Source organism: Nocardioides sp. Root140 (assembly GCF_001426745.1).
Classification (GTDB): domain Bacteria; phylum Actinomycetota; class Actinomycetes; order Propionibacteriales; family Nocardioidaceae; genus Nocardioides.
Map to the genome: position 1 here is coordinate 911804 of NZ_LMFI01000010.1, position 21796 is coordinate 933599.

Sequence of the window (21796 nt, forward strand, 5' to 3'; positions counted from 1 at the left end):
CGTGAGGGCTCAGGCGTAGCCGAGGCCGTGCAGCTCGGCCTCGCCGATGCCGAAGTGGTGCGCGATCTCGTGGACCACGGTGATCCGCACCTCGTCGACCAGCTCCTCCTCGGTCTCGCACATCTCCTGCAGCGGGTTCCGGAAGATGAAGATGCGGTCGGGCAGCGCCGCCGAGTGGTTGGCCGTGCGCTCGGTCAGCGCGACGCCGTCGTAGAGCCCCAGGAGGTCGGGGTCGTCGGCGGGCGGCTCGTCCTCGACGAGCACGACGAGGTTGTCCACGAGCGCGGCGATCTCGTCGGGGATGTCGTCCAGCGCCCGGTCGACGAGCGCCTCGAAGGCGGTCCGGTCGAGCTCGATCATGCTGCCGGGTTGGTGGCCGTGACCACCCAGGTGTGGGCGACGGGGCGCACGGCGCCGTCCAAGAGGTGACGGCGCAGCTCGGCCCGGACCTCGTCGACCAGGGAGGCCCAGCCGTCGGGTCCGAGCGTGGGCTCGAGCTCGGCGCGAGCGGACTGTCCGGTGGTGGTCGCCAGGATCACCGAGAGTCGTTCCTCGACACCGTCGGTGCCGTCGAACCCGTAGTCCAGCGGGGCGTCCTGGGCGACGAGGTCGACGTCGGCCCAGCCGGCCCCGGTCAGGATCTCGCGCACCCGCTCGGGCTCGCCGAACGCCTGCGGTCCGGGGGCGCCTGCGTCCTCGCCCTCGCCCTCGTCCGGCGCCATCCGTGCGGTGAGCACCTCGGTGCCCAGGGTGAAGATCTCGTTCTCCCCCGAACGCCAGCAGACGAAGGCCAGTCGGGCTCCCGGAACACAGGCGCGGCGGATGTTGGCGAAGGCCGCCACCGGATCCGCGAAGAACATCACCCCGAAGCGCGAGACGACCCGTTCGAACCCGCCGGCCCCGCCTTGGAGCAGGTCCTCGGTCTGGGCGTCTGCCAGGAGCACCTCGGCCGCAGGCACCCGGCGCCGTGCGGCCTCGACCATCGAGTCGGAGATGTCGACGCCGACCGGCGTCGTGCCTGCCGCGTCCGCCAGTTCGAGCAACGTGCCGAAGCCGCAGCCGACGTCGAGGACCCGCTGGCCCGGAACGAGCTCCGCGGCCGCGATGACGGCGTCGGCCATCGGCGCCATGGTGGCGTCGAAGATCCGCGCGTTGGCCACCCATCCGACGCCCGTGCTGGACCAGCCCTGCCGCATCTCTTCGTTGTCCACGGTGACCAACCTAGGGGAACGAAAAAAGCGAGGCCCACGCTTTCGCGTGGACCTCGCACTCTGCGACCCCGACGGGACTCGAACCCGCGGCCTCCGCCGTGACAGGGCGGCGCGCTAACCAACTGCGCTACGGGGCCAGGTTGTGCTTCCCAGTTTCTCACTGCGAAGCCGCTGAACAATAACCCATGGTTGCCGGTGCCGCACAATCGGGCGGAAACCGCTGTTCAGCTGGTACCCCCAACGGGATTCGAACCCGTGCTACCGCCGTGAAAGGGCGACGTCCTAGGCCACTAGACGATGGGGGCTGGGACTGTGCCGCCCCCACGTCGTACGACGCACGGGCAGGCCGATACAGCATAGGGGCAGGCCCGGGAAGTCACCAAAGCGAGCGCGTTTTCACCGATCCCCCGGGTCTGGGGTAATCTTCTCCGCGGCCCGGCCAGGTAGCTCAGTTGGTACGAGCGACCGACTGAAAATCGGTAGGTCGGCGGTTCGACCCCGCCCCTGGCCACCACCTGAAGGCCGCAGCCCGGACTCCTCCGGACTGCGGCCTTCTTGCAGGTCCGGAGGCGTGAGCACGACCGCGCTGAGTGCGCGTACTCACCACGGTTGAGCCGCGCGGACGACGCGCGAACCGGCGCCGAGGCGCGACGATCAGGACATGTTCCGATACGCCGACCCCGAGGCCTGCCCGGCCTGCCGCGCCCCGATCCCCAGCGGGTGCCTGCAGTGCCCGCAGTGCGACACGCAGCTCACCGGCACGATCGCCCAGCGGCTCTTCCGCACGCTGACCCACGCCGACTCCCTCGTCGCCGAGCTCGCCGCACTCTCGGCGAACTCCACGGCAGCGCGTACGGCGGCGTACGCACCGCTCGGTCCAGATCCGGTGGGGGTCGGCGCGCTCCTCTCCGCACCTGCTGCTGCACCGGCGGGCTCGATGCTGCCGCCTGACCTGCCGACGTTCCCGAGCGCGATGCCGGGTCTGCCCGGGCGCCGGCAGCCGGGCACCGGTCTGAGCGGCCCGTCGGTCCCGAAGATCCTGCTCGGCCTGGGTGCGACCTGCCTGCTGGTCGCGGCGCTGGTCTTCCTCGCCGTGGCCTGGTCGGCCCTCGGGGTCGGCGGCCGCACCGGCGTCCTCGTGCTGCTCACCGCGACCGCCGGCGCCCTGACCTGGCTGATGGCCCGCAAGTCCCTGTCCGCGGGCGCGGAGGCGTTCATGGCGCTGGCCCTGGGTCTGCTCACCCTCGACGTCTTCGGCGCGCGCAGCGCCGGGTGGCTCGGCGACCTCGGCAGCCAGGGCTTCACTCTCGTGCTCGGTGTCGTGCTCGCGGCGGCCGGACTCGGCGGCGCGCTCGCCCTGCGCAGGAGCCCGGTCGGTGCCCTGATCACCGGTCAGGTCGTCGGTGCCCTCGGCGTGGGCCTGGTCGCCTCGGGCCTCCCGGAGGTCAATCCCGACGTCAACGCCCTGCAGGCGACCGTCAGCCTGGTTGCCGTCGGTGCGCTGGCACACGTCGTCCACCGACTGCACCTGCAGATCGCAGCGATCCTGCTGGCCGTCGGTGCCTCCATGATCTGGGTCTCGCTCGCCCTGCTCGGCCTCTCCCGTCTCGACTTCACGCCGACCTTCGCCGAGGTGTGGGGCGGCCTCGCGATCTGGCCGACCCTCGTGGCCGCCGCGATCGCCGCCGCACCCGTTGTCAGGCACCCAGCGATCGTCCGGATCCCAGTGGCCATGCGGGTCCTGAGCCTCGGCGTGGCCGTCGCACTCTTCTCCCTGGTCGTCACCCTGCCGTCCTTCGACGAATCCGCGACCCTGGTCTCGCTGGTCGAGCTGGCCATGGTCGCGGCCGCGTGCGCCGGAAGCTTCGTCGTCGCCCGACCCTGGCGCGCGGCACTGGCCGCGCCACCGGTGGTCGCCGCAGCGGGCCTGCTCGGTGCGGTCAGCGTGCTGGTCGGCACCGCGCTGAACGCTCTCCTGTCCGTCGGATTCGACGGGGCCGCAGCGACCGTCGCGCTGGAGCGACCCGACCTCGCCTGGCACTGGCCGCTGCTGCTGCCCGCCGGCACCCTCGGTGTCCTGCTGGCCGCCTGGTTCGTCGCCGGCCTCGTGCGTGATGTCCCGATCAAGCGGGTCGCCGTGCCGATCGCGCTGACGGTCGCAGCCTCGGCCGCCCTCGTCCCCGCCTTCTACGGCGTGCCGCTCGCCGTCGCGGTCGGGGTGCTCCTCGCGGGCGCGGCGGTGCTGGTCGGCCTCGGCGTCGCGGTCCACGGCGAGCTGCGCGTCGTCGCGCTGGTCCTGGCCACTCCTGTTGCCGGCCTGGCGCTGATGGCGTCGTTCCAGAGCGACGTGCTGACCGCCGTGACCACCGGGCTGCTCGGGCTGGCGGCCGTCGCCCTGTCGCTGAGCGCTTCGGCCGTGCTGCGCACCGTGGGTGACGTGCTGTTCGTGCCCGCTGCGGCCGTGTGCGCCTGGACCGTTCTCGACCTGGGCGGCACGGCACCGGAGTGGCGTTCACTGGCCGTGCTGCTCATCGCCGGCGCCTGGGCGATCCTCGGTGCCCGCATCGAGCGGGAGGTGCCGGCGGCGGCCACGGCACTGGTCGGCGTGGCCCTCGGACTCGGCGCCACGGGCAGCATCGACCAGACCTGGTTGGCGATCGACCTCACCGTCGCCGGTGTGCTGACCCACGTCTCCGCACTCGCCAACACGCACCGCCGGTTCCTCGGTTGGGCGGGCCTGGGGTTCATGGTGCTCGCCCAGTGGGTGCGGATGGCCGATGTCGGCGTCGAGACGCCCGAGGCCTACACGCTGCCGCTGGCGTCGGTGCTGGTCGCCGTCGGCGTCATCGGGATGCTGCGGACTCCGTCGTTGCGCAGCACGCGCGCCCTGGTGCCCGGCCTGGTGCTGGCCCTGGTGCCCTCGCTCCTGCTGTCGCTCTCCGACCCGGTCTCGCTGCGTGCGCTTCTCCTCGGCCTGGGCTGCCTCGCGGCCGTGGTGGCGGGCGTGGGCCTGCGCTGGTCGGCGCCGCTCGTGGTGGGCGCCTCCGTCGGGCTCGCGCTGGTGCTGCGGGAGGCGTCCTACGCCAACGACCTGCCGCAGTGGGTGATCATCGGCGGGATCGGTCTGGTGCTCACCGCGGTCGGCATCACCTGGGAGAGCCGTCTGCGTGACGTACGGCGGGCCAGCGCCTACCTGCGTCGCCTGCGCTGACCGCTCCCCCGGCGGACGGGCGGGACCGCCTAGGCTGCTGCGGGTGTGGTCGACATTCTCGGAGGTGCACCGGGCCCGTCCGGTCCGGGTCGTCGGGCGCGAGCGCCGCAGCGACTTCCTGTCCCCGTTCGTCGCGGTCGAGGTGGAGCTCGGCACCCATGACGTCCCCGGCCGCGTCGTGGCCGGCCTCACCGTCGGCGGCCACACCCTCGACGGCTGGTACGACGGCGGACGGAGACTGGCCGGCATCGACCTGGTCGACCCGCAGGGCAAGGTCACCCACCACCGCAGCCGCAGGCACGGGCGCCCACCGACGCCTCCGGACGCCCTCGGAGTGATGCTGACCGGACGCCAGCTGACCGTCCTGACCCGGATCGACGGCGTGTGGACGGCGCGGGCCCGGGTGGAGCTCGAGCACGATGTCGACCCGGCCGACGTGGCCCCGCACGTGGCGTGGCAGCCGCGCGCAGGAGACGCCCCCTCCCCGGTCGCGAGCTGGCGCTCGGGCACCACCGGGCAGCTCGGCCTGCGCGACGTGCACTTCGTGGCGAATGCGGACGGGTCGGCGTACCTGCGTGAGGGGCTGGCCTTCCTGACGATGACGCACGCCGGTCCCGGGTTCTTCGGCACGGCCCGCTGCGGCGTGTGGTCGTTCGACCCGACGACGTACGCGATCGAGCACTGCAGCGACCTGTGGTTCCGGCGGGACGGTGTGGTGCGCGGCGACCACGCCACCCACGTGGTCCGCGACGCCGACCGCTGGCTGGTGGCCACCAGCAGCTGGGCCACCTTCGACCACGCACCCGAGGCAGGTCGGAGCGTCGACATCGGGCTGGCCACCAGCGAGGCGAACCTGCTGACGGGAGAGCACGTGCTCGACACCGCACCCCTCGGCGTACCGACCGGGGAGCTGCCGGCCCCGGTGGTCGGCACCTGGGACCCGCACCTGACCCGGATCGACGGGCACTGGCACCTCGCCTTCGTGGCGGCGCGCAGGTTCTTCGACTTCTACCCGGCGCTGGCCCGCGCCGAGGTCGCCGGGAGCCTCGACGGGTGGCGCCTCCTCGGCGCCGCCAGCGACCGGCGGGCCACGGAGGGCACCGTGATCGCCCGAGTCGACGACCAGTGGCGGGTGCTGGCAAGCGACGGGCCGGAGGGCCGCTCCGGACAGCGCCGGCGGTTCCCGGTCTTCGATCTCGCGATGGACGAGGTCGGTGCACTGCCCGCCGAGCACCCGACCAACATCCCGTGGCCGTCGGTCCTTCCGCTCGACGACGGCGGGGCGCTGATGGTCACCTTCGACGGCACTCCGGCAGGTGGCGACCTCTGCGGCTACGGCACGCACGGCGACCTGGTCGTCCTGCGCGCCCCCGCGGCGCGAACCACGGCGCGAACCAATGGCGCCTCCGGTGCATCACACCTCGTGCAACCGCCTGAGAGACAGGAACGACCATGAACCGCATTGCCGCGATGGCCATCGCCTCGGCCGCCGTGATCGGCATCGTCGGCGGCACGTACGCCGCGACCTCGGGTGTCCTCGAGAGCGACGACGGGAACGGTTCCGCCGGCACCACCGGCACGGAGTCCTCCACCCCCGGCGACACCCAGAATCCCCCGGCCACGGACCAGCCGTCGGGGACCGCGTCGACCGAGACGCCCGGCACGGACGACGAGCCACTGCTCTACATGGTGGGCGGCACGATCCACGACGGTGACACCAGCGTGCAGGTCTCCGGGTTCCGGATCGGCGAGGTGTCCTCGCTCCAACGGGTGGCCGGTGGGTGGCTGGTCGTCTCGCGCACCTCCTCCCAGGACGCCCAGTTCAGGGCGGCCTTCGTGGACCCCTCCGGCGAGACCACACCGATCGGCGGCACGTTCGTCGGCACCTGGGACCTCAACGACAACCGCGACTCGTTCGTCGCGATGTACGACGGCGCCTACCAGGTCCGTGACGCCCGCTCGGGCAAGGTGCTGCAGACCATCACCGTCGACGGCGAGGGCGAACCGTCGGGCGAGGCCGCGTTCAGCGAGGACACCCTGGTGACGGCGTGGTTCGGCGACGACGGCCCCACCCTCTACGGCGTCGACTCCTACTCGGGTCGCCAGTTCAAGATCGTCGGCGACGTCTACCAGATCCGAACCGGGCCGGTCGAGGACCTGATGACCGCCTCTCGCACCGACGGCAAGGAGTGCCTGACCGGCGGCTCGATCGTCGACCCCGACGGGTGGTGGTCGCAGTGCAGGTTCCGCGGCTACGGCACCCAGGCCGACTACAGCCCCGACGGGACCCGCCTGCTCGCCGTACCGGCGGACACCGAGGGCATGGGCCCCGGCCGGTACGCCGTGCTCGACGCGAGGACCGGCAAGAAGATGACCACGTTCACCACCCCCGAACTCGGCCAGGAGGCCTACTGGGCCGGTGACGACGAGGTCTTCGTGCACGCCTTCAAGGACGCCGACTTCAACGGTGGCGTGATCTACCGGTGCTCGCTGTCCGGCTCCTGCGAGGTCGAGGTCAGCTCCGACCAGACGCTCGTCGTCGGCACCACCGCGTAACCCCCACCGGCTGATCTACCCGCCTCCCCACCGGCCCATCTACCCGCCTCCCACCGGCTGATCTACCCGCCTCCCCACCGGCTGATCTACCCGCCTCCCCACCGGCCCATCTACCCGCCACCCACCCCGACCAGACAGGGACGACCATGAACCGCACCGCCGCAATGGCCATCGCCTCGGCCGCCGTGATCGGCATCGTCGGCGGCACGTACGCCGCCACCGGACCCCTCGACGGCAAGGGCACCGGCGGGGCCGCCGACGACAGCACCGGCGAGCCGACCTCGCCGTCGACCGGCTCGACCGGCAAGCCGACGAAGGAGCCGTCCACGAAGCCTTCCTCCACGGCGACCGACAGCCCGAACGACCAGCCGGCGACCGGGCAGGGCGACCTGCTCTACATGCAGGGCGGGACCATCCACGACGGTGACACCGAAGTGCTGGTCTCGGGGTTCAGGCTGGGCGACGTGGCCGGCCTGCACCGGGTCGCCGGCGGATGGCTGGTCGTCGAGGGGACCAGCGACCAGGAGCCGTCGTACGACGCCACGTTCGTCGACCCGGACGGCGAGACCACCGAGATCGGCTCGTTCTTCGGTGCGTACGACGTCAACACGGACGGCGACTCGATCGTCGCCCAGTTCGACGAGTCCTCGCGCTACGAGGTCCGGGACGCCCGGTCCGGCAAGATCATCCAGGCGATGGACATGAAGGTCGACGGGACCCCCGACGGTGGCGCGTCTTTCGGCGTCGGCGACCTCGTGGTGACCGCCTGGCGCAACACCGACCAGTCGGTCAAGCTCGTCGGCTGGAACCTCTACGAGAACGCCAAGCTGGACCTCATGGACGGCATGCACGCCGTCGGGACGGCGCCACAGCGCAACATCGTGGCCGGGTTCGACGACCGGGACCCCGCCTGCCTCAAGGGCGGCTCGCTCTTCTCCGAGGCGCCGCTGTGGCGCAACTGCGACGTCCGTCCCTGGGGCATGCTGCCGCTGTTCAGCCCGGACGGACTGAGGATCCTGGGGATCCCGGACGACACCGAGGGCTTCGGACCCACCCGGTTCGAGATCCTCGACGCCCGCAACGGCAGGAAGAGCGGGTCTGTCAAGGCGCCCGAGTTCGCTGAACACGCCGAGTGGGCCACCAACGACAGCCTCTTCGTCACCGGCTACCAGGACACTGACATGAACGGTGGCGTGATCTACCGGTGCTCCCTCAGCGGCGGCTGCGAGACCGAGGTCGACTCCGACCAGGCCGTCGTGCTCGGCTCACCCGGCTGATCACTCGTGGGTGCGCAACAAGGGACGGACCGCGTTGCGGGCGGCGTGGATGCGTGACTTGATCGTGCCCAGCGGGGTGTCGAGCAGGCGCGCGATCTCGTTGTAGTCGAGCTCCTGCACGTCGCGCAGCACCAGCGGCTCGACCAGCTCGGGGTGGGTCGAACCGAGCACCTCGAGCGCCTCGAGCAGGTCGAGCCGGCTGCCGGCGATCACGCTGGTGGTGCGCGGGTCGGCGTGCACCGGCATCTCGTCGGTGGGCCGTTCGGAGGCCCGGCGCTTGAGGCTGCGGTACGTCGACCGCGCACTGTTCGAGGCCACCGCGTGCAGCCAGGTGGTGAACTTGCTGCGCCCGCCGAACGTGCTGATCTTGGTGGCGACCAGCATCAGGACGTCCTGGGCTGCCTCCTCGGCGTCCTCCGGATAGAGCAGCATGCGGCCGCAGATGCGGCGTACCCGCGGCTGGATCGCGGCCAGCAGGTCCTCGAGTGCCTCGCGGTCACCGGCCGCCGCACTGGCGGCCAGCTCCTCGAGGTCGGGCGGTTCGGTCGTGACACTGGACATGCGTTCCCCCTGAAGGCTCCCGGATGCTTCGTGCGGCACAATACCCATCGTGTCCCTGCCAGAGCTTCTCGGTCGACTCCAGCGGGTGGACCGCATCGGGGTCGGTGGGTTCGCCACCGTCTGGCTCTACCACGACGACGAGCTCGACTCCGACGTCGCCGTCAAGGCACTCGCCGAGAACTGGGCACAACGCTACGACGTACGCGACCGCTTCCTCGAGGAGGCGCGCATCCTGCGCCGCGCCGACTCCGACCACGTGGTGCGGGTCTACGACATCGGCGAGGCCGACGGCACGCCCTACTTCGTGATGTCGTACGCCGACCGCGGCTCGCTGGCCACCCTGCTCGAGCCCGGGCGCCCCCTGCCGGTCGACCAGACCGTCGACCTCGTCGACCAGGCCGCCGCCGGGTTGTCCGTGCTGCACGGACACGGCGTGATCCACCGCGACATCAAGCCGCACAACCTGCTGCTCAGCTCACGCGGCACTCCCCTGTCCTCGTCGGGGGGCACGAAGCTCCTGGTCGCCGACCTGGGCGTGGCCAAGGCGATGCTGCACGCCAGCGGACTGACCCAGGTGGTCGGCACCCCGGCGTACATGGCGCCCGAACAGGCCACCGGCGCCCCGCTCGACACCCGCGCCGACGTGCACGCCCTGGGCGCCGTGGCCTACCAGATGCTCACCGGGAAGCTGGCCCGCGAAGGCGGCATCGGGTCGCTGATCGACGCCAAGCCGCCGGTGGCGGCCTCGACCCTCGCGCCCCTGCCGCCAGCGGTCGACAGCGTGCTGTCCCGGGCCCTGGCCACGGAGCCCGACGACCGGTGGCCCGACGTCGGCACGTTCGCCACGGCCCTGCGCACGGCGCTCTCGGACCAGACCACGGTCCGGCGTACGCCGTTCGTGCCCGCGGCAGCCCCGCTGCCCGCCCGGTCGGCCGCATCGACGCCGGAACCGCTGCCCCAGCCACCAGACGCCTACCGTGCGGGCTCGTCGATGCGCGGCTGGGTGTTGGTCGTGACGTGCCTGATCGTGCTGGTGGCCACGTTCGGCGTGGCCTACGGTCTCACCCGACTGGTGGAGTGAGGCTCAGCCGTCGTTGTCGGCGCCGAGAAGCTCCATGACCTCGGACTCGCGGAAGCGGCGGTGACCGCCCAGGGTGCGGATCGAGCCGATCTTGCCGGCCTTCGCCCACCGGGTCACGGTCTTGGGGTCCACACGGAACAGGGCAGCGACCTCGGACGGCGTGAGCAGGTTCTCAGCGTCCGACTGGGGGGAGTTCATGAATCCTCTTTCGATGTGAAATGTCCGGGTTCTCCCCAGAGTTTGCCATAGCCAAGCGTCTGCCCCAAGCGGACGGCGCGCCCCGTGGTTTCCCCGTGGGGTGCGGCATTCAATACAGTGGAACGAGACCAGCGTCACCCTCGCCGGTCACGACACCCACGGCACCGCACCACCCCCGCGGAGCCACGCACAGAAAGGTCGCCATCCGTGACCCCCACACCCGACGTGTTCGAGACCGAGCACGAGCAAGTCGTCTTCTGCCACGACGAGCCCAGCGGACTCAAGGCCATCATCGCCGTCCACTCGACCGCCCTCGGCCCGGCCCTCGGCGGCACCCGTTTCTACCCCTACGCCACCACCGCGGACGCCCTCTCCGACGTGCTGAACCTCTCCCGCGGGATGTCCTACAAGGCCGCCCTGGCCGGGCTCGACCTCGGCGGCGGCAAGGCCGTCATCATCGGCGACCCGAACGCGATCAAGGGCGAGGCCCTGCTGCGCGCCTACGGCCGGTTCGTGGAGTCGCTCAACGGCCGCTACTACACGGCCTGCGACGTCGGCACGTTCAGCGTCGACATGGACGAGATCGCCCGCGAGTGCTCCTACGTCACGGGTCGCACCGTCGCCCACGGCGGTGCCGGCGACTCCTCCGTGCTCACGGCGTACGGCGTCTTCCAGGGCATGCGGGCAGCGGCCGAGGCGACGTGGGGCGAGCCCACCCTCGGCGGGCGCACCGTCGGCATCGCCGGTGTCGGCAAGGTCGGCCACCACCTGGCCCGCCACCTGGTCGACGACGGGGCCTCGGTGGTCGTCACCGACGTGTGGCAGCCCGCGATCGAGCGGATCCGCGACGAGCTGCCCGCGGTCAGCGTGGTCGACTCCACCGAGGCTTTGGTCGCCTCACAGCTCGACGTCTACGCACCGTGCGCACTGGGTGGCGCGATCACCGACGAGGTCGTCGAGACGCTGTCGGCGAAGGTGATCTGCGGCGCCGCGAACAACCAGCTCGCCCACTCAGGGGTCGAGAAGGCGCTCGCCGACCGCGGGATCCTCTACGCCCCCGACTACTGCGTGAACGCCGGCGGACTGATCCAGGTCGCCGACGAGCTCGAGGGCTTCGTCTTCGAGCGCGCCCAACAGCGCGCCAGCGGCATCCTCGACACCACCCGCGCGGTCTTCGAGACCGCGAAGGCCGACGGCGTGCCGCCCGCCATCGCGGCGGACCGGCTCGCCGAACGGCGCATGCGCGACGTGGGCCGCCTGCGCGGCCTCTGGCTGAACTGAACGCAACGGTTGAGTGCTCAGGTGGTTGCCAGGGCGGCCACCTGAGCACTCAACCCAAGGCGATCGCGTCAGTCGGGTCGCGAGTCGGACGACCAGTCGTCGTACTCGTCGTCCTGCTTCGAGTCCGGCTTCTGCTGGTCACTCTCGGCAGTGCTTCCGTGCAGTTCCTGGGCGAGCGCCCCGAAGTCCGTCTCGTGAGTGCGGTACTTCAGGTCGCGTGCGACCTTGGTCTGCTTGGCCTTGGCCCGGCCGCGTCCCATAGGATCGACCCCTTCGCGCGCTTGGCCGGGAATGCACGGCGGGCTACGCCGAGACTCCCGGACTATCTGGTCTATTTCTCGTGAGGACAACGCTACCTGAGCGATGGGTGTTCCCGCACATGCAGGTCCGCTAAATCGTCACGAACCCGCGGAAATCACCAGCCGGAGTGCTGACCGACCAGCTCGACGGACCCATTTCCGGCGCTCACCGAGCCGGCCACCCAGGCCCGGATGCCGAACCTGCCCAGCACCTCGATGGCCTTGTCGGCGTCATCGGGGGCGGTCAGCGAGACCATCCCGACGCCGCAGTTCAGGGTCTGCTCGAGGTCGGCCTGCGGCACGTTGCCCACCCGGCGTACGACGTCGAAGATCGGCTGCGGGGTCCACGTGGAGCGGTCGAGCGTGGCGTTGAGCTCTTCGGGCATGACCCGGGCCAGGTTGGCGGCCAGGCCGCCACCGGTGACGTGCGACATCGCGTGGGTCTCGGTCTCGTCGGCGAGCGCGAGGCACGCCTTGGCGTAGATGCGGGTGGGCTCGAGGAGCTCCTCGCCCAGCGCCCGGCCGAGCTCGTCGACGTGGCGGTCGAGCTGCCATCCGGCAGTGTTGAGCAGGACGTGGCGCACCAGCGAGTAGCCGTTGGAGTGCAGGCCTGAGGCCTCCATCGCGATGACCGCGTCACCGGGACGCACGCGTCCGGGGCCGAGCAGCCTGTCGGCCTCGACCACGCCGGTGGTCGCTCCGGCGACGTCGTACTCGTCGGGGGCCAGCAGGCCGGGGTGCTCGGCGGTCTCGCCGCCGACCAGCGCGCAGCCGGCCTCCACACAGGCCTCGGCGATGCCCTTGACGATGGCCGCGATGCGCTCGGGGACGACACGGCCGGTGGCGATGTAGTCGGTCATGAACAAGGGCTCGGCACCGCAGACGACCAGGTCGTCGACGACCATGCCGACCAGGTCGAAGCCGATCGTGTCGTGCTTGTCCATGGCCTGGGCGATGGCGACCTTGGTGCCGACACCGTCGGTGGAGGTGGCCAGCAGCGGACGCTCGTAGTTCTTGAGTGCGGAGGCGTCGAAGAGCCCGGCGAAGCCACCGAGGCCGCCGATCATCTCGGGACGACGGGCCTTCTCGACCCAGCCCTTCATGAGGTCGATCGCACGGTCAGCCGCTTCGATGGAGACGCCGGCCTGGGCGTAGGCGTTGCCGGCGGGCGACTCGACAGGTGACTCGGTGGGGGGCTGGGTCACTTCGGTTCCTTGTTCTCGTGGTCTGGTCGGTCAGGGACGGTCGAGGGCGTCCGCGGCCCCGCCACCGGCGAGCGAGGTGGCCAGGCCGTCGGCCTCGATCAGGCGTCCCTGGGCAGTGATCGGCAGCGTTGACGGCTCGAGCAGGCCCTTGCCGAGGTGTTCGGGGTCGGGCAGGGCCACCGGGTAGACGCCGTCGAAGCAGGCCCGGCACAGGTGGTCCATCGGCACCTGGGTTGCCTCGACGAGCTCGTCGAGCCCGATGTAGGCCAGGGAGTCGGCGTCGATGGAGCGGCGGATCTCGTCGGTCGAGAGGCCGTTGGCGATCAGCTCCGCGCGGGTGGCGAAGTCGATGCCGTAGAAGCACGGCCACTTCACCGGCGGACTGGAGATGCGGACGTGCACCTCCTTGGCCCCGGCCTCTCGCAGCATCCGCACCAGCGCACGCTGGGTGTTGCCGCGCACGATCGAGTCGTCGACCACCACGAGCCGCTTGCCCTCGATGATGTCGCGCAGGGGGTTCAGCTTGAGCCGGATGCCGAGCTGCCGGATGGTCTGGCTGGGCTGGATGAACGTGCGGCCGACGTAGGAGTTCTTGACCAGGCCGACGCCGTAGGGGATGCCGGACTCCTCGGCGAACCCGATCGCCGACGGGGTTCCGGACTCGGGTACGGGAATGACCAGGTCGGCCTCGGCCGGGAACTCCCGGGCCAGGCGGCGGCCGATCTCGACGCGCACACTGTGCACCCGGCGGCCGGTCATCAAGGTGTCGGGGCGGGCGAGGTAGACGAACTCGAAGAGGCAGTGCTTGGGCGCCGGCTCGGCGAACTGTCGCGAACGCAGGCCGTCCTCGTCGATGATCACCATCTCGCCGGGCTCGACCTCCCGGATGAACGAGGCACCGACGATGTCGAGCGCCGCGGTCTCGGAGGCGACCACCCAGCCGCGCTCGAGCCGTCCCAGCACCAACGGGCGGATGCCCTGCGGGTCGCGGGCGGCGTAGAGGGTGTTCTCGTCCATCCAGACGAAGCAGAACGCGCCGCGCACCTGCGGCAGCAGCTCCATCGCCTTCTCCTCGACGGTGCTGTCGGGGTGGTGGGCCAGGAGTGCGGTGACCACGCTGGTGTCGTTGGTGGAGGCCTCGGACTTGTGCACGTGCAGGTCGAGCTCACCGTCGAGCGCGGCGAGGTCGCCGACCTGGCGGGCCAGGTCGGCGGTGTTGGTCAGGTTGCCGTTGTGGGCCAGGGCGATCGAGCCGTGGGCGGTCGGCTGGAAGGTCGGCTGCGCGTTGGTCCAGGTGCTCGCGCCGGTGGTCGAGTAGCGGCAGTGGCCGATCGCGAGGAAGCCCTTGAGCGCCTCGAGCGTCGACTCGTCGAACACCTGCGAGACCAGGCCCATGTCCTTGTAGACCAGGATCTGGCGCCCGTTGCTGACCGCGATGCCGGCCGACTCCTGGCCGCGGTGCTGGAGCGCGAAGATGCCGTAGTAGGTGAGCTTCGCGACGTCTTCACCTGGGGCCCAGACTCCGAAGACGCCGCAGGCGTCCTGGGGACCTTGGTCCTGGGGGTCGAGGGCCATGGTGAGACGACCGTCGCCACCCTTGCGCATGTTGCTGTGCTGGGCCACGGCCCCCAGTCTAGGTGCCGACCGGCACGCGCGCAGAATCGCCCGGAGTGTGGCGGCGTCGGAGTTCGTGCGGGCGACGCGACCCGAATATGGTGGCTGCAGGGGGACCCCATGCCAGAGAACATCGAAGAGACCGACGAAGATGCCGCGTTCCTGCACGGCTTCGACCGGATTCTGTCCGGCGCCTGGTCGGCCCAGCTGCTCGCCGACTCGCTCCGGGTGCTCGCCGACGGGGTCTGCGAGGTGGCCGGCTTCGGCGTCGCGGCCCTCTCCGTGCTGAGGGACGCCGGACACCTCGAGATCGTGGCCGTCGCCGGCAACTCCGAGGCCGAACGCGAGCTCCTGGGCCTGACCCGGCCGATCTCCGAGCTCGAGAAGGACATCGCCGACTCGGTGGCGTGGGGCACCCTGCGCTTCGTGCCCCACGAGTACGTCCTCGGCCGCGAGGACGACATGGGGTGGGTGCCGACCTTCACGCCGCTGGAGCACGAGGACGCCTGGCATCCCCTTGACATGCTCTTCGCCCCGCTGCTCGACGAGGACGGTGAGGTGCGCGGCGTACTCACCGTCGACCTGCCGGTCGGCGGGCTGCGCCCGGGGCCGCGGCAGCAGTCGCTCCTGAGGCGGTACGTCGACGTGTCCTCGCGCGTGGTGGGCGCCCTGCTCGAACGCGAACGTGCCGCGGAGGAGCTGCGCCTGGCCGCCGCCGCACGCAACATCGTGCGCGTCGCGAGCGGGCAGCTCTCGCTCGACCAGCTCATCGAGACCTCGCAACCCGAGATCATCGACGGGTTCCGCGCGGAGGGCATGTGGCTGCACGCCTTCGACAACTTCGGGAGGGGCGCCGACGCGATCTACTCCACCGACGACCGTGAGGTCGTGCTGCCGCCCGAGCTCGTCGATGCCGCACACAGCGCCGCCCGGGCAGCCTGGGCGGCACAGCGGGTCATCGTCATCTCCCGGGAACGCCCGGCCGCCACGGGCATCGACCCGGCCGTCTTCGAGAGCACCCTGCGCTACTTCGAGTCGATCAACGTGGCCACCGCCCTTCTGGTCCCCCTCGGCGCCGGGGAGGAGTGCCTCGGCCTGCTGGTGCTGGTCCGCAACCCGGGATCCCGCGAGTGGCGACGCTCCGACGCCCGCTGGGCCCGTGAGATCAGCCAGGACCTTGGGCGAGCCATGTTCAATGCCCGCACCTTCGAGCGCGAGCGCAAGGTGCTCGAGGAGGTCCGGGCCCTCGACAGCTACAAGAGCCGCCTGATCGCGACGGTCTCGCACGAGCTGCGCACGCCGCTGACCGGGATCCTCGGCTACCTCGAGCTGCTCGAGGACGCGCAGGTCGGGCCCGACACGAGGCGCCAGCTCAACGTCGTCGAACGCAACGCCCGGCGGCTCGAGGGCCTCGTCGTCGACCTGCTCACGCTGTCGAGGGTGGGCGACCCGGCCCGACCGGTCTCGCCGCTGCCGGTCGACCTGCGCACGCTGGTCGCCAGTGCGGTCGAGCTGGTCGGCCTCGAGGCGGCCCGCCGGAACCTCAGGATCGACGTGGTGGCGCAGGAGCACGTGGTCGCCGCCGGGGAGTCCGCCGAGCTCGACCGGTTGTGCAGCAACCTGGTCAGCAACGCGGTGAAGTACTCCCACGACGGCGGCTCGGTCAGGATCACCCTCGGCGCGGACGCCGACTCGGTGACGCTCGCGGTGAGCGACGACGGGCTCGGCATCTCCGAGGCCGACCAGGCCAACCTGTTCGGCGAGTTCTTCCGCTCGACCAACCCCGAGGCACTCGCCCAGCCCGGAACCGGCCTCGGCCTGGCCATCGTGCAACGCATCGTGCAACGCCACCGCGGCCGCATCGAGGTCGACTCGGTGCTCGGCGAAGGCAGCACGTTCACGGTGACGCTGCCCCGCGCCTGAGCCCGTGGCCGTGCCCTACATCTGCTGTTCACCCGCGCGGATCGCCTCGCGGATGCGGGTGTAGGTGCCGCACCGGCAGATGTTGCGGATGCCGTCGAGATCGGCGTCGGTGACCGCCCGGTCCTCCCGGCGGGCCCGGTTCACCACAGCCACCGCGGCCATGATCTGGCCGGGCTGGCAGTAGCCGCACTGCGCGACGTCCCGCTCCAGCCACGCCTCCTGCATCGGGTGCAGGCCGTGCTCGCCGCGCTGGTCCTCGGCCGCGGTCGCCGGCAACCCCTCGATGGTGGTCACCTCATCGGTCTCCTTGACCGCTCCGACCGGCACCGAGCACGGGTTGAACGCGCGGCCGTTGATGTGCGACGTACAGGCCTTGCACACGTTGATGCCGCAGCCGTACTTCGGGCCGGTGACACCGAGCAGGTCGCGCAGCACCCACAGGAGGCGTACGTCGTCCTCGACCTCGACCGTGACCGATTCGCCGTTGAGGATGAAGGTCTGTTCAGGCATGACAGCTCCTCGTTTCAGTAGGTGTGGTCGAGGCCGTCGACGGGCGACTCGGGCACGGGTGGGATGCGGGTCTTCTCCTCGAAGGAGATCTGGTGGTGGTTGATCGGGAACTCCTTCGGCACGGTGCCTGTCGCGCGGGCATAGGCGCAGGCGACCGCCGCGAACGTGGCCGCGACCCCTGCCTCGCCGGCACCGCCGGGCTCCTCGGACGTCGAGGGCATCACGATCACCTCCACCTCGGGCGGGGTGTTCCACTGCCGCGTGTAGAAGTAGTTGTCCCAGCTGGCCTCCATGAAGTGCCCGTCGCGCAGGTGCAGGCTGGAGGTGAGGGCCAGGGCGATGCCGTCGTTGATGCAGCCCTGCATCTGGGCCTCGAGGCCGCGCGGGTTGATCGCCAGCCCGACATCGATGGCGAAGGTCACCTTGGTCACCCGCGGCCCGGTCACCGCGTCGCGCACCTCGCGGTTCACGGTCTCGGGGCGGGCGTCGATCTCGACCAGGCAGGCGCTGGCGCCCTTGTACTCCTTGTGGATGGCGATGCCCTGGGCGGTGCCGGCCGGCATGCTGCGTCCCCACTGGCCAACCTCGGCGACCTTGTCGAGCACGGCGCGCACCCGGTTGTTGCGCAGCAGCTTGCGCCGGAACGCGTAGGGGTCCTTGCCGACCTCCTTGGCCAGCATGTCGACCATCAGCTCGTTGGCGCAGCGCACGTCGGGCGAGTAGATGTTGCGCATGCTGCCGGTGTTGAAGCGCTGGTCGGTCTCGGCCAGCGTCTGCAGCACGACACCGAAGTTGTAGGGCACCTCCTGGGTGAGCACGAAGATCGTCTCGGCGAAGCCGAGGTTGCCCAGGTTGGTCGGCAGGGCGGCCAGGTTGGCGGTGATCAGCTCGCCGAGCCCGTGCCGGTAGTCGGTCTCGACACTCGTGTGCGACTGGTGGAAGGCGAGCACCTCGTTGCCGAGCAGGCTGGCCCGCACCCGCGACGTGCACAGCGGGTGGGCGCGGCCGGCGCGGGCGTCGTCGGCGCGGTGCCACATCAGCTTGACCGGCTTGCCCATCGCCTTCGAGATCTTCGCGGCCTCCATGGCCGCGTCGAAGAACAGGCGTCGGCCGAAGGAGCCGCCGGACTGCACGACGTTGACGGTCACCTTGTCCTGGGGCAGGCCGAGCTCCTCGGCGATGGCCTGCTGGGCGATCACCGGCGACTTCAGGCCGGCCCAGATCGTCGCTCCGTCGGGTCGTACGTCGGCGACCGCAGAGTTGGTGTCCATCGCGGAGTTGCTGCGGAACCAGAAGGTGAAGTCGGCCGAGACCGTCCGCGCCAACGGGTTCTTCGGCAGTGCCGGCATCGGCAGCTCCGCCTTCTTCATGTGGGCCAGCGCGTCGGCGTCGGACTGACCGGCGGCCGGCCCGTCGAGCCAGCGCACGTCGAGCGCACGCACCCCGTCGATGCACTGGCCGAACGTCTCTGCCCGCACGGCCACACCGGTGTCGATCATCACCACGTCTGTGACCCCCGGCAGCGCCAGCACGTCGGCCTTGTTGCGCACTGCGAGCGGCGTGCCGTTCAGGGTGGGCGCCCGGCAGACCATGGTCGGCAGGGCGTCGGCGACCTGGAGGTCCGTCGTGTACTCCTTGGTGCCGGTGACCGCGGCCAGGGCGTCGACGCGGTTCTGCGGGGTGCCGACCACCGCGAACTCGGCGTCGGCCTTGAGCGTGACGCTCACCTTCTTCGTGGTGGGACTGGCCGCCTTCGTGGCCAGCTCGCCGTACGTCGCCGTACTGCCGTCGGGGGCCTCGATGACGCCGGCCTTGGCGACCAGGCTGCCCACGGTCGAGCCGAGCAGGATCGCGGCCGCCTCGAGGAGCTGCTTCTTCGCGATCGCGGCGGCGACCCGGATCGGGGTGTACGTCGAGATGGTGGTGTTCGAACCGCCGGTGAGCTGGTTGAAGAGGAGCTCGGGCCGGGCCGGCGCGAGGGTCACGTGCACCTTGTCGACCGGGAGGTCGAGCTCCTCGGCGATGATCATCGCGGTCGACGTGGTGATGCCCTGGCCGACCTCGGCGCGAGGCAGCGCGAACGACGCCGTTCCGTCCTCGTTCATCGTGACGGTGATGAGGTTCGCGGTCGGCATGGCCGCATGTGTGAGCAGGTCGTTGAGGTCGTACAACTCGGCCGGCTGCGGCAGGGTCGGGATGTCGGCCCGGGCCGGGTCAGCGAGCAGGCCGAGGTCGACAGCCGCCATCAGCGTGGTGCCACCGATGACGTAACCGAGGAATCGACGCCGGCCGACGTCGTGACGGGCAAGTGCCGGGGCAGGCAGGGACTGGGGGTCGAGCACGTTGAGCCACCTCCGAGAGCTGTCCCGATTGCGCTGGGACCACACGCTCCCTCTCCGCACTCGACAGTGCCCGAGTGCGGCGGCTGGCGCCACCCCCCATCTCAGACTCTGACAGGGCGTGACACCAGGTCACTTCTCGTGTAACAAATGTGCCCGACCAAACGTGGCCCGGGGGCTCGGCCGGGTCAGCCTCCGAGGTTGCCCAGCAGCAGCGCCTCGGCCACGCAGACCCGCTCGAACTCGGCCAGGTGCAAGCCCTCGTTGGCGCCGTGGGCCCGGGTGTCGGGGTCCTCGACGCCGGTCACCAGCACGCTGGCCTGCGGGAAAGCCTCGAGGAACGCGGCGATGAACGGGATCGACCCGCCGACGCCCATGTCGACCGGGGCGGTGCCGTCCCAGGCCTGCTGGAACGCGTCGCGGGCCACGTCGTACGCCGGGCCGGTGGCATCGATCTGGGTGGCCTCGCCGGTGTCGACGACGGTGAAGGTGAGCTCGGCGCCCCACGGCACGTTCTTCTCGACGTGCGCGCGCAGGCACTCCAGCGCATTGGTCGTGGTGTCGCCGGGTGCGACGCGCAGCGAGATCTTCGCGCGGGCGGCGGCGACGAGTGTGTTGCTGGCACCGTCGACCTTGGGCGCGTCGAGTCCGGTGATGCTCAGCGCGGGCTTGGTCCAGAGGCGCTCGACGGCGCTGCCGCTGCCGATCCACTCGATGCCGGGCACCGCGCCCGACTCGGCACGCAGGCGGTCCTCGGGGTAGTCGACGTCGGCCGCCGGGCCGGCGTACAGGCCCTCGACGGCGACGTTGCCCTCGTCGTCGTGCAGGGAGGCGATCACCCGGCTGAGCGCGATCAGGGAGTCGGGGACCAGCCCGCCCCACATGCCGGAGTGTACGGCGTGGGTGAGGGTGCGGATCTCGATGTCGACGCGGACCAGGCCGCGCAGGCTGGTGGTCAGCGCCGGCACGCCGATGTCCCAGTTGCCGGAGTCGGCGATCACGATGACGTCCGCCTCGAGGCGGTGCTTGTACTCCTCGAGGAAGGCCGGCAGCGAGTCGGAGCCGACCTCCTCCTCGCCCTCGACGAAGACGACGACGTTGACCGGCAGCTCGTCACCGAGCACGCGCAGCGCGGCCAGGTGTGCGGCAATGCCGGCCTTGTCGTCGGCTGCACCGCGACCGTAGAGGCGGTCGCCCACCTCGGTCGGCTCGAACGGCGGGGTGTTCCACTCGGCGTGGTCGTTCTCCGGTTGTACGTCGTGGTGGGCGTAGAGCAGCACGGTCTTCGCGGCGGCGGCGTCACCGGTCTGCGCGGCCTTGGTGGCCACGACTGCAGGAGCCCCTCCGTCGGCGCTGAGGATCTCGGCCTCGAAGCCCTCGGCGGCGAACAGGTCGCGGGTCTTCTCCGCGCTGCGCTGCACCTCGGCAGCACGGGCCGGGTCGGCGCTCACGGACTCGATGCGGACGAGGTCTTCGAGATCGGCCCGGATCGCGGGCATCAACTCGGTGAGACGGGTACGAATGGTGTCGATCGTGGTCATGCCGAGCACCTTAGCGGCGCGGCCGACCAGGCGTCGCGGCGCAGGTCGCGATGGTCGGGCAGCCGCTCAGAGTCCGAACGCCGCGCGCATGTCCGGAGCGCCACGACCCTCGCCGAGGGGCTCGACACCGATGACCTCCGCCATGAACCGGGTCAGGGAGTAGTGCGTCAGGGGTGTGTCGACCACCTTGTGGGTCAGGCCGACGTGCAGCACCGCGGTGAGCACCGTGTTGTCCTGCAAGCGGTCGTCCTCGTCGGCGGTCACCACGACGGCGAGCCGGCCGCTCCTGAAGTCGTCACCGGCGAGCACCGGGGCCAGCTGTCGCTCCAGCCAGGCGTCCGCCTCGGTCAGGGACGCATCGTGGGCGTCGTGGGTCAGGTCGGGGATCAGGAGTCCGATGTCGGGGAGGGTGTCACTCGCGGCGTCGGCAGCGAAGGTGCTCAGGTCGGTGTCATCCTCCAGACACTGCGCGCGCTCCGCGGTGAAGTAGACCCACGGGTTGTGCCGCGCGGCGTACGACGGTTTCCCGACGGACTTCTCCGGGTGGTCCCACTGATGACAGTTCTCGGGCATCGACTCGGCGTACGTGTGCGCCGACTTCCCGGCTGCCAGGGCCTGCCCGAAGATCGACTGCGCCTGCCCCACCCTGCGGGCGTTGACGGACGGGGTTGCGTCGTCGGTGACTCCGAACGTCGACCCGCCGACGATGGCGAGGTAGTTGGGCTCGCTCGGATGCGCCCGGGCCCTCCAATGAGTGGCGTAGCCGTACTGGTCGGCCAGTGAGGCCAGGTAGGGCATTCCGGCGTGCATCTGGTCCAGGGTGTGGTTCTCCTCGATCACGACGAGGACCTTGGTCACCGGCGCGCTCACGGCCCCGTCCTGCGACGCAGGGGGGCGTGGCGGGCCCCCGTCGACCGGGGTCCCGGCCTCGTCCGCGCACCCCGCCAGGACCCCCATGGTCAGGCAGGCGGCGATCAGGGCCTTGGTGT

The 21796-nt window shown here is 70.9% G+C and carries 18 protein-coding genes and 3 tRNA genes; 8 read left to right on the plus strand and 13 right to left on the minus strand.

Annotated features, from left to right (window positions below; genetic code table 11):
• Positions 1–9: 9 nt before the first annotated feature.
• The 4 genes from ASD30_RS14775 to ASD30_RS14790 all read right to left on the minus strand — a co-directional run bounded on the left by ASD30_RS14775 (position 10) and on the right by ASD30_RS14790 (position 1516).
• Positions 10–360 (minus strand): metallopeptidase family protein, encoded by a 351-nt coding sequence (locus ASD30_RS14775; RefSeq protein ID WP_056682810.1) that lies wholly within the window; start codon positions 358–360, stop codon positions 10–12.
• A complete protein-coding gene (locus ASD30_RS14780) occupies positions 357–1211 on the minus strand; it encodes a class I SAM-dependent methyltransferase (RefSeq protein WP_056682813.1) in 855 nt (284 codons plus the stop codon). The genes ASD30_RS14775 and ASD30_RS14780 overlap by 4 nt, the downstream gene beginning before the upstream one ends.
• Before the next feature lie 63 nt (positions 1212–1274).
• A tRNA-Asp gene (locus tag ASD30_RS14785) sits at positions 1275–1348 on the minus strand.
• 92 nt (positions 1349–1440) lie between these two features.
• A tRNA-Glu gene (locus ASD30_RS14790) sits at positions 1441–1516 on the minus strand.
• Between the two features lie 132 nt (positions 1517–1648).
• On the opposite strand from ASD30_RS14790, the gene ASD30_RS14795 reads away from it, so the two are divergent.
• The 5 genes from ASD30_RS14795 to ASD30_RS14815 all read left to right on the plus strand — a co-directional run bounded on the left by ASD30_RS14795 (position 1649) and on the right by ASD30_RS14815 (position 8255).
• A tRNA-Phe gene (locus ASD30_RS14795) sits at positions 1649–1725 on the plus strand.
• 147 nt (positions 1726–1872) lie between these two features.
• On the plus strand, positions 1873–4422 hold the full coding sequence (locus ASD30_RS14800; RefSeq protein WP_056682816.1) for a zinc ribbon domain-containing protein: 2550 nt from the start codon (positions 1873–1875) through the stop codon (positions 4420–4422).
• A gap of 43 nt (positions 4423–4465) precedes the next feature.
• Complete coding sequence (locus ASD30_RS14805; protein ID WP_156393657.1) at positions 4466–5878, plus strand: hypothetical protein; 1413 nt, start codon at positions 4466–4468, stop codon at positions 5876–5878.
• Positions 5875–6978 (plus strand): hypothetical protein, encoded by a 1104-nt coding sequence (locus ASD30_RS14810; protein WP_056682823.1) that lies wholly within the window; start codon positions 5875–5877, stop codon positions 6976–6978. Before ASD30_RS14805 ends, ASD30_RS14810 begins: the two co-directional genes overlap by 4 nt.
• A 146-nt stretch (positions 6979–7124) precedes the next feature.
• Positions 7125–8255: a PT domain-containing protein gene (locus ASD30_RS14815; RefSeq protein WP_156393658.1), complete on the plus strand. Its 1131-nt coding sequence runs from the start codon at positions 7125–7127 to the stop codon at positions 8253–8255.
• On the opposite strand, the gene ASD30_RS14820 is transcribed toward ASD30_RS14815, so the two are convergent.
• Positions 8256–8816 (minus strand): RNA polymerase sigma factor, encoded by a 561-nt coding sequence (locus ASD30_RS14820; RefSeq protein WP_056682828.1) that lies wholly within the window; start codon positions 8814–8816, stop codon positions 8256–8258.
• Positions 8817–8865: 49 nt separating this feature from the next.
• Between ASD30_RS14820 and ASD30_RS14825 the strand changes: the two genes are divergently transcribed.
• Positions 8866–9897 (plus strand): serine/threonine-protein kinase, encoded by a 1032-nt coding sequence (locus ASD30_RS14825; RefSeq protein ID WP_162250976.1) that lies wholly within the window; start codon positions 8866–8868, stop codon positions 9895–9897.
• A 3-nt stretch (positions 9898–9900) separates the two neighbouring features.
• Here the strand turns inward: ASD30_RS14825 and ASD30_RS14830 are convergent, their stop codons facing one another.
• On the minus strand, positions 9901–10095 hold the full coding sequence (locus ASD30_RS14830) for a BldC family transcriptional regulator (RefSeq protein WP_056682834.1): 195 nt from the start codon (positions 10093–10095) through the stop codon (positions 9901–9903).
• A 207-nt stretch (positions 10096–10302) separates the two neighbouring features.
• Between ASD30_RS14830 and ASD30_RS14835 the strand changes: the two genes are divergently transcribed.
• On the plus strand, positions 10303–11376 hold the full coding sequence (locus ASD30_RS14835) for a Glu/Leu/Phe/Val dehydrogenase dimerization domain-containing protein (RefSeq protein ID WP_056682836.1): 1074 nt from the start codon (positions 10303–10305) through the stop codon (positions 11374–11376).
• A 68-nt stretch (positions 11377–11444) separates the two neighbouring features.
• On the opposite strand, the gene ASD30_RS14840 is transcribed toward ASD30_RS14835, so the two are convergent.
• From ASD30_RS14840 to purF, 3 genes are all read right to left on the minus strand, one after another.
• Positions 11445–11636 carry a DUF3073 domain-containing protein gene (locus tag ASD30_RS14840; protein WP_056682838.1) on the minus strand — a complete coding sequence of 64 codons (192 nt, stop codon included), beginning with the start codon at positions 11634–11636 and terminating at the stop codon, positions 11445–11447.
• Between the two features lie 155 nt (positions 11637–11791).
• Positions 11792–12880 (minus strand): phosphoribosylformylglycinamidine cyclo-ligase, encoded by a 1089-nt coding sequence (gene purM, locus ASD30_RS14845; RefSeq protein WP_056682841.1) that lies wholly within the window; start codon positions 12878–12880, stop codon positions 11792–11794.
• Between the two features lie 30 nt (positions 12881–12910).
• Entirely contained in the window at positions 12911–14485 is a 1575-nt protein-coding gene (gene purF, locus ASD30_RS14850) for an amidophosphoribosyltransferase (protein WP_056685053.1), read from the minus strand.
• A 129-nt stretch (positions 14486–14614) separates the two neighbouring features.
• On the opposite strand from purF, the gene ASD30_RS14855 reads away from it, so the two are divergent.
• Positions 14615–16417 (plus strand): sensor histidine kinase, encoded by a 1803-nt coding sequence (locus tag ASD30_RS14855; RefSeq protein WP_056682843.1) that lies wholly within the window; start codon positions 14615–14617, stop codon positions 16415–16417.
• Positions 16418–16432: 15 nt separating this feature from the next.
• Here the strand turns inward: ASD30_RS14855 and ASD30_RS14860 are convergent, their stop codons facing one another.
• The 4 genes from ASD30_RS14860 to ASD30_RS14875 all read right to left on the minus strand — a co-directional run bounded on the left by ASD30_RS14860 (position 16433) and on the right by ASD30_RS14875 (position 21677).
• Positions 16433–16927, minus strand: coding sequence for a (2Fe-2S)-binding protein (locus ASD30_RS14860; RefSeq protein WP_056682847.1), 495 nt, complete (start codon positions 16925–16927; stop codon positions 16433–16435).
• Positions 16928–16941: 14 nt separating this feature from the next.
• The gene (locus ASD30_RS14865; RefSeq protein WP_056682850.1) at positions 16942–19269 is read right to left on the minus strand and encodes a molybdopterin cofactor-binding domain-containing protein; all 2328 of its coding nucleotides are present in this window, start codon (positions 19267–19269) and stop codon (positions 16942–16944) included.
• A 185-nt stretch (positions 19270–19454) separates the two neighbouring features.
• Entirely contained in the window at positions 19455–20807 is a 1353-nt protein-coding gene (locus ASD30_RS14870; RefSeq protein WP_056682853.1) for a dipeptidase, read from the minus strand.
• Between the two features lie 66 nt (positions 20808–20873).
• On the minus strand, positions 20874–21677 hold the full coding sequence (locus ASD30_RS14875) for an alkaline phosphatase family protein (protein WP_235530157.1): 804 nt from the start codon (positions 21675–21677) through the stop codon (positions 20874–20876).
• Between the last annotated feature and the right edge of the window lie 119 nt (positions 21678–21796).

What these genes read in the sequence shown, in the direction of transcription:
- purF (WP_056685053.1), bottom strand. Translation starts at nt 14,485, where the DNA reads ATGCGCAAGGGTGGCGACGGTCGTCTCACCATGGCCCTCGACCCCCAG.
- ASD30_RS14840 (WP_056682838.1), bottom strand. Translation starts at nt 11,636, where the DNA reads ATGGGACGCGGCCGGGCCAAGGCCAAGCAGACCAAGGTCGCACGCGAC.
- ASD30_RS14815 (WP_156393658.1), top strand. Translation starts at nt 7,125, where the DNA reads ATGAACCGCACCGCCGCAATGGCCATCGCCTCGGCCGCCGTGATCGGC.
- ASD30_RS14800 (WP_056682816.1), top strand. Translation starts at nt 1,873, where the DNA reads ATGTTCCGATACGCCGACCCCGAGGCCTGCCCGGCCTGCCGCGCCCCG.
- ASD30_RS14830 (WP_056682834.1), bottom strand. Translation starts at nt 10,095, where the DNA reads ATGAACTCCCCCCAGTCGGACGCTGAGAACCTGCTCACGCCGTCCGAG.
- ASD30_RS14860 (WP_056682847.1), bottom strand. Translation starts at nt 16,927, where the DNA reads ATGCCTGAACAGACCTTCATCCTCAACGGCGAATCGGTCACGGTCGAG.
- ASD30_RS14810 (WP_056682823.1), top strand. Translation starts at nt 5,875, where the DNA reads ATGAACCGCATTGCCGCGATGGCCATCGCCTCGGCCGCCGTGATCGGC.
- ASD30_RS14870 (WP_056682853.1), bottom strand. Translation starts at nt 20,807, where the DNA reads ATGACCACGATCGACACCATTCGTACCCGTCTCACCGAGTTGATGCCC.
- ASD30_RS14855 (WP_056682843.1), top strand. Translation starts at nt 14,615, where the DNA reads ATGCCAGAGAACATCGAAGAGACCGACGAAGATGCCGCGTTCCTGCAC.
- ASD30_RS14820 (WP_056682828.1), bottom strand. Translation starts at nt 8,816, where the DNA reads ATGTCCAGTGTCACGACCGAACCGCCCGACCTCGAGGAGCTGGCCGCC.
- ASD30_RS14775 (WP_056682810.1), bottom strand. Translation starts at nt 360, where the DNA reads ATGATCGAGCTCGACCGGACCGCCTTCGAGGCGCTCGTCGACCGGGCG.